Genomic DNA, 14,797 nt, shown 5'->3' with positions numbered 1-14,797 from the left:
AGTATCTTGTACGCGCTTAATAACACTGTTTCTTCAAGCAAGGTAGTCAAAAAGTCTAATGCAAAAGCTAAAAAACTGTCGCTGGCATTAGATTGATATAGTGGAACCTTTGTGAAAGTCAGGTTAAAATCACTAGCAAAGTGTAAATCTGAAGTGAAACTATGAAAACTGCTGAAAAATTAGCTGCCGGTTGGCTACTGACACTCGGATTCATGTTTGTAACGCTATCAGCAACAGCGGTATTTGAAAAATATGCTACACGTAAAGTGATTATACAGCCTGAAGATAAGTATGATTTCCCCTCACCTTATGCTACTTATGAAAATGATGATACTGCTGTTAGTGGTCTAATTTTTGGTGTCCCTACCCTAACACTGGGCACATGGTTAGCATTAGGATTATACCGTCAAAGTCGGCAGGAGAAAAAGGCGCTTAATCAACAAGTTAGCGATCGCCTGCAATCGATTTTTTATGAGATGCTACAAGAAAATCAAGGGCGCGTAACTGTTTTAGGCTTTGCGATGCAGTCACAATTACCCGCAGCCCACGCCAGACAATATTTAGATGAAAAAGCTAAAGAATTCAATGCAAACTTTAAGGTGAACGAAGAAGGGGCTGTATCATATCATTTTGATGTCTAATTGTCATTTGTCATTGATTATTTGTCCTTTGTTATTAACTAATGACTAATGACTAATGACTAATGACTAATAATCAACTTACGGCTAAGTCTAATGACGCAGATTTTTTTGAGCGTAGCTGCCATTTTAGGCGGTTTGTCGGTTGCTGCTGGTGCTTTTGCTTCCCATGCGTTGCGGGAAAAAATTAGTGAGCGATCGCTAGAAATTTTTGAAACTGGCGCTCGTTACCAAATGTATCATGCTTTAGCACTTTTTCTAGTAGCCATCCTAATTAGTCGTACCGAGTCCCCTCAACCCACTCTTATCGCCAGTGGATGGCTGTTTCTCATTGGCATTGCTATTTTCTCAGGAAGCTTGTATGCCCTTAGCTTAACCGGTATTAAATCCTTAGGAGCGATCGCACCACTAGGCGGTGCAGCTTTTCTTGCAGGTTGGGGCACTTTAGCTTTTGCTGCCTGGAATTTGAAGTTGTAAAAAATTAGAGTTAGGAATTAAAAACTCTTAACTCCTAATACCAATTCTTTATTAAAGATGCACATAATAAATCTCCCTGTAGTCTCACAAAGGCATCGGGAGATAAATTATGCAGCTTCCATATACAAGGTTTTATGAAACCCGTATCAACGGGCTTTGTTTCTGTGCAAGATGAACCGCGATTTCTAATTGCTAGGTATTTTTTCTAAAGTGGGATACACCCAATATTTTGCAACAAATAGGATTACTAAACTGATAAAATTTATTTCCGTAAAATTACAGAAGTCATAAATACAGAAAAACAATAAACTGCATAAGTATATTACTAAATATCAACTAATAAATTTTACATTTGTAATATCATTCAGACCTATAAACGGCGCAACCTGCTTTGGTACTCACTATTATTTAGCATACTCAGTGCTGAGTTCTGAGTAAGAAGAGGAGTACTCGGTATTTTCGCACTTGGGTTTTTACCCTGCTTGTGGGCGGGGTATCAACTCAGCACTGGCTAAACGCCCCGCTATCGCTAACGGAACTCAGCACTCTTCATTGCTGGCTGCACAATAGGAGTAAATTCATAAATGATAGTTAATACAAAAAACTATTTGAAAAGAATTTTTATGATGCTTAGTCACTTAAGTGATAACTGGAGCATTGTTCAAAAAATTAGTTATGGCTATATTGTAGCAGTCGGTATTGCTTTTATAGGCACTACAAGTGGTTTGTTAATTGCATATCGCTATGAAACACTTGCCCAAGAGCAGTTGAACTTATCTTATCAGCAAGAATCTCTATTAAAAAATTTAGAAAATACAGTAGCTAGAGTGAGACTACATCCGCAAAGATTAGTTACTGTATTAGAAAATACTATCTGGTTAGAATTTGAAAAAAATAAGTTCATAGACGAAATTAATCGGTTTAATAAGCAGTTGTCTGAACTAAAAATATTTATAAATACACATTCTGATAATTTGATAATCAACAATATAGATTTGTCAAATTTGTTAGTAAATTATCAAAAAAATACCCAAAAATATACTCAAACAGTAAAACTCTTTTGGCAGGAGATAGAACAAAATCAATCATCCGCAACAGAAGCAAAAGCTAACCAAGAGCAGCTATTGTTTTTTTTTAGTCAAGAAGCCGAACTTTCAGTTGAGTTTGAGAAACTTTCAGACGAATTAATTCGGATTATCGGAGATGCTGAAATTCAACAAAAGCAAGCAAAAGCTAGTTTTGAGAACGCCCAAATATTGCGGATTAAAGTTATTATTGGAAGTATGCTATTATCAGCTGCGATCGCACTTATACTAGCACTATATACCAGTAAGTTAATCGCCCATCCCCTACAAATAGTTACCGACGTTGCCAGAAAAATCACGGGAGAGTCGAATTTTGAACTCAGAGCTAATATTACAAGTAATGATGAAGTAGGTATATTAGCTACTTCCCTAAATCAATTAGTAGAATGGGTGGGAGATTACACCCAGAAACTAAAGCTAGCTCACCAAAGTTTAGAGAAACGGGTAGAAGAGCGAACCCAGGAACTAGAAGTAGCTCGCCAAAGTTTAGAGCAACGGGTAGAAGAACGAACCCAAGAACTTCAAAAAACTCTGCAAAACTTAAAAGAAGCCCAAGGACAATTAATTCAAACAGAAAAAATGTCGTCTCTTGGACAGATGGTAGCAGGCATAGCTCATGAAATTAATAATCCTGTTAATTTTATTTATGGAAATATTCAATGCGCCAGTGATTATGCTCAAGATTTACTTAATCTAGTTAATTTATATCAGCAACACTACCAAAATCCCATCTACTTAATAAGAGAAAATATTGAAGAAATTGATTTAAATTTTATTAATAAAGATTTGCCAAGCCTACTTTCTTCTATGAAAATGGGTGCTGAACGCATTCGAGAAATTGTTTTATCTTTACGTAACTTTTCTCGATTAGATGAAGCTGATATGAAAGAGGTAGATATTCATGAAGGAATTGACAATACTCTGTTAATTCTAAATCACAGACTTCAACGAGAAATTGAAGTCATTAAAAAATATGGAGATTTACCCTTGATTGAGTGTTATCCAGCACAACTCAATCAGGTATTTATGAATATTCTGAGTAATGCGATAGATGCTCTGTTAGATCAGAAAACTCATTCAGACAAAAGTAAAAAAATTATTATAAATACATCAAAGATAGATGATGCTTTTATCAAAGTAGGGATTAGAGATAACGGCTCTGGAATTCCACCAGAGATTCAAAATAAACTATTTGACCCTTTTTTTACAACTAAGCCAGTTGGTAAAGGTACTGGTTTAGGTTTAAGCATTTGTTATCAAATAATTGATAAACACCAAGGAAAAATAGAAGTGGTGTCGGAATTTGAACAAGGGACGGAGTTTGCAATTATTCTACCTATTAAAACACAAGCAAACTAGTATCGTTGTCTACAAGTAATGCAGAATTTAACAACTCATAATTCACTCCCCAATCTCAAGTGTACCAGCAAATTATGCAAAGCCGCAGCAGATGAAGATGCTTCAGGTAATTGGCTAGATTGAGATGCCTCCTGTAACTGATTACGCAGACGCTCATATTCTCTTTGATAAAAAGCTACATTAGCATCTGACAAAATAGACCTTTCTGTACCTGCTAATTTTTGGGCAATTAAATCAGGAATATATGATAAATTAAAAACCTCATTTAGCTTAATTAAATTAGCCTCGATTACTCCCGTCTGCATCAAATAAATTCCAGTTAACAATACTCGATAAACATAAAGTAATGGCTTAACTTGATGCGTATCTTCTTTCTGAAAAAGTTTCCATTGCGTTGTCGCGAAACCAAGATAATGGTAGCTATGATGACGAGTAATACAATTTTTAGCAATAATTTTCAATTCCTTATGTTCGGGTGACGTTGTTAATATTAAAGGAGAATATAATTGTTCTAGCACATAGCCATTCTTTTTAATTAGCATCAAAAAGAATTTTTTGACATCATGAGTTACTAAATCAATTTCTAAAGACTCGCGAACTTCTGAAACTTCAATAGTTTCATTTATAATCTTTAATCCCACTACTTCTTGAACTGGTAAAATATGCACACCACGCAAATCATAATCAGAATCACGTGAGGGAAAACCATATAAGTGGGAACCACTGATAGTGGTGAATAAAAACGGGTAAGGCTGTTGTCCAATAATTGTGTTGATAGAAGGTGGAATATTCATAATGTGCCGTTTACTTGCTTACCTCGGTTCGCCTGTTTCTTTAGAACATCTTCTGTATAAACCAGAACACTCACTCATAGTCCAGAGTTATCGACCCCGCGAAATGCTATCTGGGGTGGTAAATGCAGATGGCTTTGGTGTGGGTTGGTATCATAATCAAAAAGATACTGATCCTTTTATCTATAAAAATACTCTACCTATTTGGAATGATATAAACCTACCCAGTCTCAGCCGTTACGTTGAATCAAAGTGTGTACTTGCTTATGTCCGGAGTGCTACACCAGGACAAGCTGTAGATTTTGCTAATTGTCAGCCTTTTAACCATCAACAACAGCTATTTATCCACAATGGACGAATTGAGAATTTCCGCAAAACATTACACAGAAAAATCCGCAGCGCTTTAACCCAAGATTTCTACGAAAAAATTAATGGCAGCACTGACTCCGAACACATTTTTGCATTGTTACTTTCACAAAGTCAAATTAACAAACATCGACCTCCAGAATATGCTTTACGTGCTACATTATTAACGCTTTTAGAAATGGCAAAACGCTATCAAGTAGAAGCCTCACTCAACGTGATTTTTAGTGACGGAAACCGTTTAATAGCTTCTCGTTTTGCTACCACTTCACCGCCTCCATCTCTTTACTGGATAAGAGATGATCCGACTTTTCCAAAATCCGTACTTATTGCGTCTGAACCGCTATTTATAGGTAATTGGATTGCTTGCCCAGAAAACAGTATCATTAGTGTAGGAATAGACGGTGAAATTCAAATTGAGAAAATCTGAGCAAATTTAGTGTGAAAGAGGTTATTTTTCAAGCCTTCGATGAAGCTTAGTTGACCTAACAAAAACAGAACCATAGAAGCGTTGGGGAGTAACAATCAAAGCCTCTCTGCTTTTAGCGTACTAAAAGCAGAGAGGCTAAAGTATATTGCATACATAGACGCGTAGCGGCTACTCTTCAAGAACGCCAAGAGCAAATCCACATAGTACGAGAGCCGCTATAGATGAGACATCTCCAGAGATTAATGCGTTACCCAGAACCTTTATTTTGACGTAGCAGTGCTACGTCAAAACAATTCTTTTTCGGAGATGTCTATGGATGATACTTGTCCTACTCCAACAAAAGAGAAAAATTAAAAATCTCTCGCTAGGGTAGTATTTTCACTAGGTAATGTTGTATATCATGTATGAATTTAGATACCTGTCAGCCCAAGCAAGTAAACTCAATATTTAGCTGCTAACTATTGCTGCATTGAAGGTGTGGGAAAAATTCTGCTGGAGATAGGAACCCGTAGCTTAGGCTTATTTTCTGTTATATTGGCATTAGCGGCAGAAGAGTTACTAGATGATGCTTCAGAGACAATAGATGATTTGCTATTAGTAGAATTAGCAAAATCACTCAATTGGATAGTAGAAGATGAATTTGAAGATATGGAATTAATCTTATCAGTATTTTGACTATTGGGTTTTGCCGGAGTTTGAGCTTGACATGGAGTAATGATGAAAGTTGAACTTGTTCCTAGTACTAGTAGGAGCAAATAAGAAATATATTGTTGCATGGGAATTGGTAAAATGGGTTGATAAATATTCAAAGCTGAAAAAAGTTGTGTTTGTTATTAATTGGAAAAAACCGCAATTTCCCAACACAAATCATGACGCTGTTGTTTAAGGAAACCTAATTACAGCGATTTCTCAATGAATAGACTTACTAGTTCTTAGTACGTTAATCCGCTACCTTTTACATCAGGAAAGGTGAAAATAAACTTCTCCTTCGTAAAAAGAGAGTGCTTATTTTAGTACTAATGAATCGGTCTGATAGAAAATTGACAAATAGATCCACCTGGAATAATTGAAGTTTTTATCAACTAAGCCAGCACAACTATTAATATTTTAGTTAGATTTAACTTGTTAGTAAAAGAGCAATGTTACTGATTTTTTTAAAATGCTGATTTATCTAAAATCAACTCTTAATTCGCATATTTAACTAACTAAAACAAAAAGTATATGAATTTTTAACACAACCTGAGTTTGATTAATTAGCTTTCGTCAATAAATACGTGTATAGGTTCAGCAATAAATACAAACCTGACTATCTTTGTTATGTTGTACTGAGATTTTTTAAATTAAATAGGAGTCCTATAATGTCAGGTAAATGCTGATACCAATTTTTTATGAAGCTGTGTTAAATATCAGGTGGCAAACGTGGTGCGATCGCACCACGTTTGAGGCAGTATAAGGCAACTATAACTCATCTGTTAATCAAATATCAGGATGCAGATACTCTCAACAATTCTAGCTTTTATAAAGATTGCTCTTTCTGTCCACAGAAGAAGGAAGTATTACTCATACGCAACCTAATTATTTATACTATCATGCAGTAATTATCGGTTGCGTAGATCATTTCGCCAAAGTCATCACCTCATCAAACCTGAGTTCGACGAATCTATAGTGTCCATATAATAATTAGCCGTAAAAAAGACCTCTCCCTGGTTTTACTACGCAAAACCGTCCCTCTCCGAGTCGGAGAGGGAGAGACTTGAAAAAGAGGAAAAGGGGCAGGGAGCAAGGGGGATAGAAAAGAATTGGGATTCGACCCCAACTGTTGCGTTAGCTTCCCGCAGGGTACGAGAACCACTTAGCAGAAGTGGGGGACGTAAGAACATGTTCCGCTCCGCAAACTAGGCAGGAGTCAGGGGTCATTTCCCCCCGCTCCCTGCCCCCTGCCTCTTCGTTGAACTTTAGTTCAAGGCTAGGGAGAGGTTTATGAAGAAGGGGAAGGGGGAAAGGTAAAAATCTCGCCCGAAGTCAAGCGAAATAATCCAAATTTTATGAGGAAGGTAAAAACCTCGCCCCTTGTGGGCGATCTGCTCATCCCTTTCCCCTTTCCCCTTTAACCTTTTCCCTTTTTTATCGAACTCATGTTAATAAAAACCCATAGACAGGTAGTAGCTAGTTGTAGACAAAACTCTTTTAGACAAATCTATTAGTCAAAAAGCTTACTTCAAAGTTCCCAAAATGGGCGCTACCTCAACCTCTGAAATTTGCGGAACCAAGAATTTATTAGCATAAATCTGGGGATTTGTTTGCGAGACTATGGCATAAGACTGGCGAAGATTAGCATTCACTGCAACGGTTTTCACGTCGTACATCTGCATCGCCATCTTGGGATAGAAACCAATACCAATAATCATCAGCAGAAAACAGGCAGCGATGAAGACCTCACGGGGTCTAGCATCCTCGTAGACAGCATCTTCTGGTACTAAGCAGTCTGTACCAAAACAAACTGTTCCGTCATCTTCTTGATTTTCCAAGCCTGCATTATTGATGTCACATAGAAGTGCTGCACCTTTACCATAAAATACCTCTCGCAGCATAGAAAGTAGATAGATTGGTGTGAGGATGACTCCAACGGCGGCTAGAAAAACTGTGACGGTGCAGAAAGTCGAACTGTAAACGTCACTGCTTGTCATCCCAACAAATACCGAGAGTTCGCCAGCAAAGCCACTCATACCGGGAAGTGCTAGGGATGCCATCGTTCCGATTGTAAACAAGGCAAAGACTTTGGGCATAGCTTGACCAATACCGCCCATATCTTTCATTACCATTGTGTGGGTGCGATCGTAAGTAACGCCTGCCAAGAAGAACAGCACCGATGCAATCAAACCATGCGAAATCATCTGCAACATCGCGCCGTTGATTCCCAAATCAGTGAAGGAGGCAATTCCAAGCAGTACAAACCCCATGTGAGAAATCGACGAATAAGCCAAACGCCGCTTCATATTGGTCTGAGCAAAGGAATTCAATGCACCATAGATAATATTGACAACACCGACAATGGCTAGAACCGGCGCAAAGTAAATGTGTGCATCAGGAAGTAACTCAAGATTCAGGCGAATCAGTCCATATCCGCCCATCTTCAGCAACACACCAGCCAAAATCATCGATACAGGAGAGGATGCTTCGCCGTGGGCATCAGGCAACCAGGTATGCATGGGGAAAACAGCAAGCTTGACACCAAATGCAATCAACAATCCTGCATAAAGTAGCAGTTGTAGACTAAGGGGATATTCCTTGCTGGCGAGGGCGGTGATGTCAAATGTCATATTCCCGCCGCCATATAACCCCATTGCCAGGGCTGCAACTAAAATAAATATAGAAGCCGCTGCGGTATACAACAAAAATTTCGTAGCGGCATAACGACGCCTTTGCCCACCCCAAATGCAAACTAGTAGGTAGACGGGAATCAGTTCTACTTCCCACATAATGAAAAATAGCAGCAAGTCTTTGGCAACGAACACCCCTACCTGTGCTGAATACAGCACCAGCATCAAAAAATAGAAAAGGCGGGGTCGATGATCAACTTGCCATGCCGAAAATATCGAGAGTGTGGTGACAAATCCTGCTAGAAGCACAAGTGGCGCTGAAAGTCCATCTACCGATACCGCCCAGTTAAAACCTAACTGAGGCACCCAAGCATAATTTTCCACAAGTTGAAAACTAGCACTACTGGCATCGTAATGCTTCCAAAAGGCGTAGCACATCAAGGCAAAGTCTGCGATACCTACACCCAGCGCATACCACCGCACACGCTTGCCATCTTTATCAGGCAGCACAGGGATGAGCAAAGCAGCAACGAGTGGCAGCAAGACAATTGCGGTAAGCCAAGGAAATTGATCCGCTATCATGTATATGAGAAAAAATACTTATTTGCCAATTATGTCATTCTACTAAACTTTGTAACAATTTCTTAATAAATCTTTGTCCCAGATAACGGGGAATGGGGATTGGGGAATGGGATTGGGATTGGGGAATTACGTTATTTGTTTATTTATTTGTTAAGTGTTCTTGTGTATGCAGTTGATAATTACTACATTATTGCTCAAGGTACTAATCCAGCACGCAAAGCACGGACAGCAGCTTGTGTACGGTCAGCAACACAGAGTTTATTGAGAATACCTCGAACATGAGTTTTGACAGTACCGACTGTTAGATAGAGTCTTTTGGCAATTTCTGCATTGTCACACCCAGCGACAATCAACTCTAAAACATCCATTTCCCGATGAGTTAAAGGATAGCTGACTATACTTTTCTCAATATCTGGGTCAATACCTTCAATCAAGACTCTTTTTCCAGATGCACCTCTACTGCCATCGGGGAAATCTTGACGTATTTGTTGTAGTACAAGGTCTGCGATCGCTGGATCAATCCATGAGCTACCTGCATGAGTTGTTTGCACAGCCTCTACTAGTTTCTCAGTTTCGATATCCTTCATGCAATAAGAATCTGCACCTGCTGCAAATGCGGCTAAAACTGCCTGTTCACTATTCTGCATCGTTAAAATTAGCAGCTTTGTTGTATAATCTTCGCTTTCTGATTGATATTGCCTAAATGTGCGTGTTAGATCAATACCATCCATGTCAGGCAAACCAATGTCAATAGTTGCAACATCAGGCTTGAGACTTTTCAGGAGCTTAATGCCGTCGGCTGCATTGGCTGCTTCACCAACAATGTTGAACTCTGGCTGAGTTTGTAAGGCAGACCTTAAGCCGATTCTTGTCAGGTTGTGATCTTCAATCAAAAGGATCTTGATTTCACTCATAGTTGCTTAATTTTACTGTTATTTGTCTAAAGTACAGATTAAAATAATCTCGTTCTTCTGTTCGGGATCTTATACAAAAAGCAATGCAGTTGCTATTGTTCCCTAAACTTCATCTCCCATGAGACATAAATAACCTTATCTCGTAAGCCTTTCTAAGGCAAGAGTTTCGGTGTCAGCAACTCAGATATAAAGACCCTGGGGTTCTAAGACTAAAATAAATAAAGCAGTATTTTATACAAAATTTTAAACATTCTTCGTATAAATGCTTAGAGAAGAGAAAATTTAGCTCAGGAAACTCTCAAAGAAAATCTCAATCCTTAATAATGTCAACGTTCCTGAAGTAAGCTATTACTAGATTTGCTAGGAATAGCCAAGCACTTCTTTTTTTATTTAGCCTATGTCTTTAACTAAAACTGTCAAAAAAGATAAAATTCTCGTTGTCGATGATGTTTTTGACAATCTACTGGTCTTAGAAGCAGTCCTAGAAGATGAGGACTATGAAATTACCTTGGTGGAAAATAGCAAAATAGCTCTGGCTATGGTTGAGGAGTCACCACCAGACATAATTCTCTTAGATGTGATGATGCCGGAGCTTGATGGCTATGAATTTACTCGACGCATCCGAAAGAATCAGGCGTTGCCATTTATCCCCATTCTGCTGCTCACGGCTCACTATCAGTCTAGTGTTGTGGAAGGACTTGATGCTGGTGCAGATGACTTTATTCGTAAACCATTCGATCCTGATGAACTACATGCACGAGTGCGATCGCTCCTGCGTCTCAAGCATAGCATCGACGAACGAGATCAGATGGCTAACCTCCGGGCAGATTTTGTCTCACGTTTTACTCACGATTTACGCATACCCCTAGTAGCTTCTAACCGCGTATTAAAACTCTTGCTGGAAGGCAGGTTTTGTGAAGTTTCGCCACAATTGCAAGAAATAATTGATACCATGATTGGCAGCAATCAAGACCTGCTGGAAATGGTAAATACCTTGCTAGAAGTTTATCGTCATGAAGCGGGCTGTAAAATCTTAAAAATTTCTCCCTGCAATATTCAGGAATTAGTTAGTGAGGTTTCCCAAGAATTAACTCCGCTAGCTGAAGAAAAAGGGTTAGCTGTAAATCTTGATAAAGACAAAACTGCAAGCACCATCATGGGCGATCGCGTCGAACTGCGGCGAGTTTTGACAAATATCATCGGTAATGCGATCAAATTTACAGACAAAGGTTCTGTAGATATTCACTGCTATCTCACTCCCGTAGCTGTGAATATTGATATCCAAGATACAGGGCCAGGAATTTCTAAACCAGATCAGGCAATATTATTCGAGCGATTTCGTCAAGGGAAACACCAACGTTCGGGTAGTGGTTTGGGACTATATCTATCTCGCTACATTATCGAAGCACATCAAGGCACTATCGATGTGACATCTGAACCAGGAAAAGGTAGTACATTCACTATACGTCTACCTGTGGCTGATGAACACTAAAAATAGGTAAATAGAAGATTAATCATGAATTAGCACCTTTGAAAAAATCAGTGAAAGCTTGAGAAAATATTTTGCGATCGCTCTTGTCCAAATGCCTAAAAATCTCAGACAAAACACAGATTTAATAAATAAAGAAGGTTCAGTAAATAGTTATTTACTGAACCTTCTGACTAAATAAATTTCTACCTAGTATAGTAAAAACACACCTGCCTTGGCGAATCGAAATCGGCTGGTATATTTGCTTGCCCCTAATTGAGCAAATTATTAAAGCTAGGGGCAACTTCCGACTGGACTATTCTAAATTCTTTTTAACTTCATCTTTGATATTCTCAGCAGTGTTGCGGACTTCAGCTTCAGCTTGTTTTGCTTTACCTTCAGCTTTATCTTTAGGATCGCCAGTTACTTCGCCAATTGCTTCTTGTACTTTTCCTTCGATGTTTTTAGCAAAAGCTTTTGCTTTATCTTCGATACTCATTTTCTTTGTTCCTAAAGTATGTTAATTGTTGATTTTTTTGCTCACTTGAAAAGCGCTGCAATATCTATAAGTTACTTTTAGACAAGTTTTAATTCTTCTATCTGACGATGTTTTTATGACAAATATTTGTGTCCGTTGTACATAGTTATTCAGCGTTTAAATTCATCTTTGAGAATTCAAGTAATATCCAGAAGGGGGAAAGTATCATTATATTGTCCTATCTTGAGACAAAAATAATTTATAACTTCAGATAGATAGCTATGATGGTAAACTGCAAATTGGCTTATTACCACTGGATATGATGAAAAGTGCTGAGTTCCGAATTCCGTTAGCGGTAGCGGGGCGTTTAGCCCGTGCTGAGATGAAAGACCGCCCACAAAGGGCAGGGCTTTTATCATAGTGCAAAAGTACTGAGTATTCTTACTCAGCACTCAGCACTCAGCACTGAGTATGATGAACAGACTCTACCGTATAAACTCTATGATTCTCTTCCTGATGCCCAGGTATCACGCCATTTGACAGTACCTTCTTTCGCAATCACCCAGCGGCGATTTACCAGATTTTCGCGCAGAGGCGATCGCCCTTCCCGCCACATGGCATATTTATAAGCAATCAGTTTACCAGCACTTTCATCAAAGGGAATCTCAGCCGACCAGGTATTTGAGTTGATATACTCTAAAGGATATGCCTTGCTGATATCCCAGTTACCCAACTCTGGGCAATCTCCTGTCACCACAATAATTTCACCGGGTTGAGTATCCACGCCATTCAGTTGGACGCGGACAATTGTCTGTGCTTTGATTCGTTCGCCAACATGACTGAAAACAAGCACTCCCCGTTCTTCTAGTACCAGGTTATAAATCTTGCCGTCTTTTATCTCATACTTATTGCGAGTCATCACGCAGGTATGTTCCCCATCAGGCAATTCTGTTTCTACTTCTGGGAGAGTAACTTCTCCGCCTCGGTTTAAAGCGACAAAACACAGAGAGTCACGATAGCGGCGTACATAACAGTAAACATCTGGTGTTAAGTATTTTTGCCAGTGGCTACCCATTGACACGGCTGGATTCAGTCGCCGTAACCCAGATAGCAGCCTGATGGAACGATAAATTTCACTATCAGCATCCCAATTTTCCATCATTGGGCGGTTGTATGGATCGTTACCACCATCGGTGTCGTCATGGAGATACTGTTCTGTACCGTAGTAAATGCAGGGAATACCGCGAGATGTCATAATTAAAGCGATCGCAACCTTCAACATCGCTGGATCGGGGTTCAGCGATTGAAAGCGGGACATATCATGGTTATCGATGAAGGTAATTAGCTCTGTTGCCCCCTTGTAGCGATAATCCTGATCGAAAATATATTGAATTGTTTGGAATCCCATTTCTGAACCTTGCCCTAGTGCGGCTCGAATTGCCACACACAAACCAAAGTCTAGAAGTGTCATCCCTGAGTGATTGGCAAATTCCACCGAGCGATCGTCACTCGGATTACTATAAATCCATTCACCAAAAATAAATACATCTGGTTTGTGATTGGTCATCTCGCCAGTGAATTCTTGCCAAAACCAAATCGGCATGTGCTTGACAGTATCCACCCGCAGTGCATCCACACCCCGGTCTAGCCATTGTTTGATTGCTGACTTAATATATTCCCGATATTCTGTATTGTTTTCATTGAAGGTTGCTAAACCAGCTAGTTCACAGTTCTGAACTTGCCAATCATCTTCCCAGTTTTGCACTTCGCCATAGTGGTGATACCAATTATTGACATCATTATTGAAGTCAGCAATTTTTACACCATCATCAAATAATTCACCCTTACTACCACTGGTATCAGGGCTGCTATGGTTGCAGACAATATCTAGCACCAGCTTCATATTGCGCTTATGTAGTTCTGCAATTAACCGATCGAAGGTTGTATTTTTTTCTTCTTGAGTAGCATTTAAAGAAGGATTTTCTCCATCAGCAATGTAGCGAGGATTAATCCGTTTAAAATCTTTTGTCCAATAGCCATGCATTGCCGCATTGCTAATAAATAACTCTTCTACCTGCTCGAATAGTGGAGTTAGCCAAAGGGCGGTAACTCCCATGTTTTTAAGATAGTCTAACTTATCGATGACACCTTGCAAGTCGCCACCCCAGTACTTACCCCAATCTTTTCTAGTTGGATCGTACAGTTCTGAATTTGCACCTTCGCTATTATCTGGATCGCCATCATAAAAGCGATCGACCACAAGAAAGTAAATAGTTTCCTGACGAAATTCAATATCTCTGGTGTAAAGAAACTCTAGGTCAATTTCAGTTTCCGATAGTGGGGTTTCTATAATAGCGTCTACTTTTTCTTGTACAGAATCAACTTTGTATTGCTCTGGTGAAAACTGGGATGGAGGGGTTTTTACCATAAAAAAAACTCAAAATTTCATGTAATTTACATTTGTAGAACTAACACTACAAACACTTCGAGTATTGTGTGTCACTACAAACATCGGCATTGTGACATCCTGCCCACGGTGTAGGTATCTATCGCTAGCTAGTTTATAATTCTATCGATAGATATAATTCATCTGCTAGAGGATAAAAACAAAGGAATATAGCAGTTATTAACGATAATTGCTCGATCACAAAAATTTACAATATTTAGTTAAATTGACTTTCGGTAAATATTGAGCCTAGCTGGTGTTTAAGTGTATATTCGACAACAGATTTGAGAACACCTCAATTCTTTGGAGATTAGCTGTCAACAAGGTTTTGTGACATTTGAGCAATACTGAATGAAGAGTGCTGAGTTCCAAGTGCTGAGTGCTGAGTTGAAAGACCGCCCGGGGCGGGGTATCAACCTTCTCTCTATAAGAAGATTCCGCCCACA

General features: G+C 39.0%; 11 protein-coding genes. 6 read left to right on the top strand and 5 right to left on the bottom strand.

Annotated elements, in window-relative coordinates:
• Positions 1–161: 161 nt before the first annotated feature.
• The 3 genes from V7L07_RS09615 (at position 162) to V7L07_RS09605 (ending at position 3,559) form a co-directional block, all read left to right on the top strand.
• On the top strand, positions 162–641 hold the full coding sequence (locus tag V7L07_RS09615) for a hypothetical protein (protein ID WP_335057212.1): 480 nt from the start codon (positions 162–164) through the stop codon (positions 639–641).
• 93 nt (positions 642–734) lie between these two features.
• On the top strand, positions 735–1,115 hold the full coding sequence (locus tag V7L07_RS09610) for a DUF423 domain-containing protein (RefSeq protein WP_179063634.1): 381 nt from the start codon (positions 735–737) through the stop codon (positions 1,113–1,115).
• Between the two features lie 623 nt (positions 1,116–1,738).
• Entirely contained in the window at positions 1,739–3,559 is a 1,821-nt protein-coding gene (locus tag V7L07_RS09605) for a sensor histidine kinase (protein WP_335057210.1), read from the top strand.
• Between the two features lie 35 nt (positions 3,560–3,594).
• Here V7L07_RS09605 and V7L07_RS09600 read toward each other — a convergent pair whose 3' ends face one another.
• Positions 3,595–4,353: a nucleotidyltransferase domain-containing protein gene (locus V7L07_RS09600; protein WP_335057208.1), complete on the bottom strand. Its 759-nt coding sequence runs from the start codon at positions 4,351–4,353 to the stop codon at positions 3,595–3,597.
• Between the two features lies 1 nt (position 4,354).
• On the opposite strand from V7L07_RS09600, the gene egtC reads away from it, so the two are divergent.
• Positions 4,355–5,143, top strand: a complete 789-nt coding sequence (gene egtC, locus V7L07_RS09595; RefSeq protein WP_335057206.1) for an ergothioneine biosynthesis protein EgtC — start codon at positions 4,355–4,357, stop codon at positions 5,141–5,143.
• 477 nt (positions 5,144–5,620) lie between these two features.
• Positions 5,621–5,818, top strand: coding sequence for a hypothetical protein (locus V7L07_RS09590; protein ID WP_335057204.1), 198 nt, complete (start codon positions 5,621–5,623; stop codon positions 5,816–5,818).
• A gap of 1,538 nt (positions 5,819–7,356) precedes the next feature.
• On the opposite strand, the gene V7L07_RS09585 is transcribed toward V7L07_RS09590, so the two are convergent.
• The gene (locus tag V7L07_RS09585) at positions 7,357–9,045 is read right to left on the bottom strand and encodes an NAD(P)H-quinone oxidoreductase subunit 4 (protein WP_335057202.1); all 1,689 of its coding nucleotides are present in this window, start codon (positions 9,043–9,045) and stop codon (positions 7,357–7,359) included.
• A 194-nt stretch (positions 9,046–9,239) separates the two neighbouring features.
• Complete coding sequence (locus V7L07_RS09580; RefSeq protein ID WP_335057199.1) at positions 9,240–9,959, bottom strand: response regulator transcription factor; 720 nt, start codon at positions 9,957–9,959, stop codon at positions 9,240–9,242.
• Positions 9,960–10,356: 397 nt separating this feature from the next.
• Here V7L07_RS09580 and V7L07_RS09575 point away from each other — a divergent pair, with 397 nt between their 5' ends.
• Complete coding sequence (locus tag V7L07_RS09575) at positions 10,357–11,451, top strand: hybrid sensor histidine kinase/response regulator (RefSeq protein ID WP_335057197.1); 1,095 nt, start codon at positions 10,357–10,359, stop codon at positions 11,449–11,451.
• A gap of 292 nt (positions 11,452–11,743) precedes the next feature.
• Here the strand turns inward: V7L07_RS09575 and V7L07_RS09570 are convergent, their stop codons facing one another.
• On the bottom strand, positions 11,744–11,926 hold the full coding sequence (locus V7L07_RS09570; protein ID WP_335057195.1) for a CsbD family protein: 183 nt from the start codon (positions 11,924–11,926) through the stop codon (positions 11,744–11,746).
• A gap of 478 nt (positions 11,927–12,404) precedes the next feature.
• Positions 12,405–14,333: an alpha-amylase family glycosyl hydrolase gene (locus V7L07_RS09565; protein ID WP_335057193.1), complete on the bottom strand. Its 1,929-nt coding sequence runs from the start codon at positions 14,331–14,333 to the stop codon at positions 12,405–12,407.
• Between the last annotated feature and the right edge of the window lie 464 nt (positions 14,334–14,797).

Source organism: Nostoc sp., from assembly GCF_036916985.1.
GTDB lineage: Bacteria > Cyanobacteriota > Cyanobacteriia > Cyanobacteriales > Nostocaceae > Nostoc.
Note: the sequence above shows the minus strand (reverse complement) of the source record. Positions and strands in the feature narration are given on the sequence as shown.

Bases quoted from the DNA above. Each gene is read 5' to 3' on its own strand.
- egtC (WP_335057206.1), top strand. From the start codon at position 4,355: ATGTGCCGTTTACTTGCTTACCTCGGTTCGCCTGTTTCTTTAGAACAT.
- V7L07_RS09580 (WP_335057199.1), bottom strand. From the start codon at position 9,959: ATGAGTGAAATCAAGATCCTTTTGATTGAAGATCACAACCTGACAAGA.
- V7L07_RS09570 (WP_335057195.1), bottom strand. From the start codon at position 11,926: ATGAGTATCGAAGATAAAGCAAAAGCTTTTGCTAAAAACATCGAAGGA.
- V7L07_RS09600 (WP_335057208.1), bottom strand. From the start codon at position 4,353: ATGAATATTCCACCTTCTATCAACACAATTATTGGACAACAGCCTTAC.
- V7L07_RS09565 (WP_335057193.1), bottom strand. From the start codon at position 14,333: ATGGTAAAAACCCCTCCATCCCAGTTTTCACCAGAGCAATACAAAGTT.
- V7L07_RS09585 (WP_335057202.1), bottom strand. From the start codon at position 9,045: ATGATAGCGGATCAATTTCCTTGGCTTACCGCAATTGTCTTGCTGCCA.
- V7L07_RS09575 (WP_335057197.1), top strand. From the start codon at position 10,357: ATGTCTTTAACTAAAACTGTCAAAAAAGATAAAATTCTCGTTGTCGAT.
- V7L07_RS09615 (WP_335057212.1), top strand. From the start codon at position 162: ATGAAAACTGCTGAAAAATTAGCTGCCGGTTGGCTACTGACACTCGGA.
- V7L07_RS09605 (WP_335057210.1), top strand. From the start codon at position 1,739: ATGATGCTTAGTCACTTAAGTGATAACTGGAGCATTGTTCAAAAAATT.
- V7L07_RS09610 (WP_179063634.1), top strand. From the start codon at position 735: ATGACGCAGATTTTTTTGAGCGTAGCTGCCATTTTAGGCGGTTTGTCG.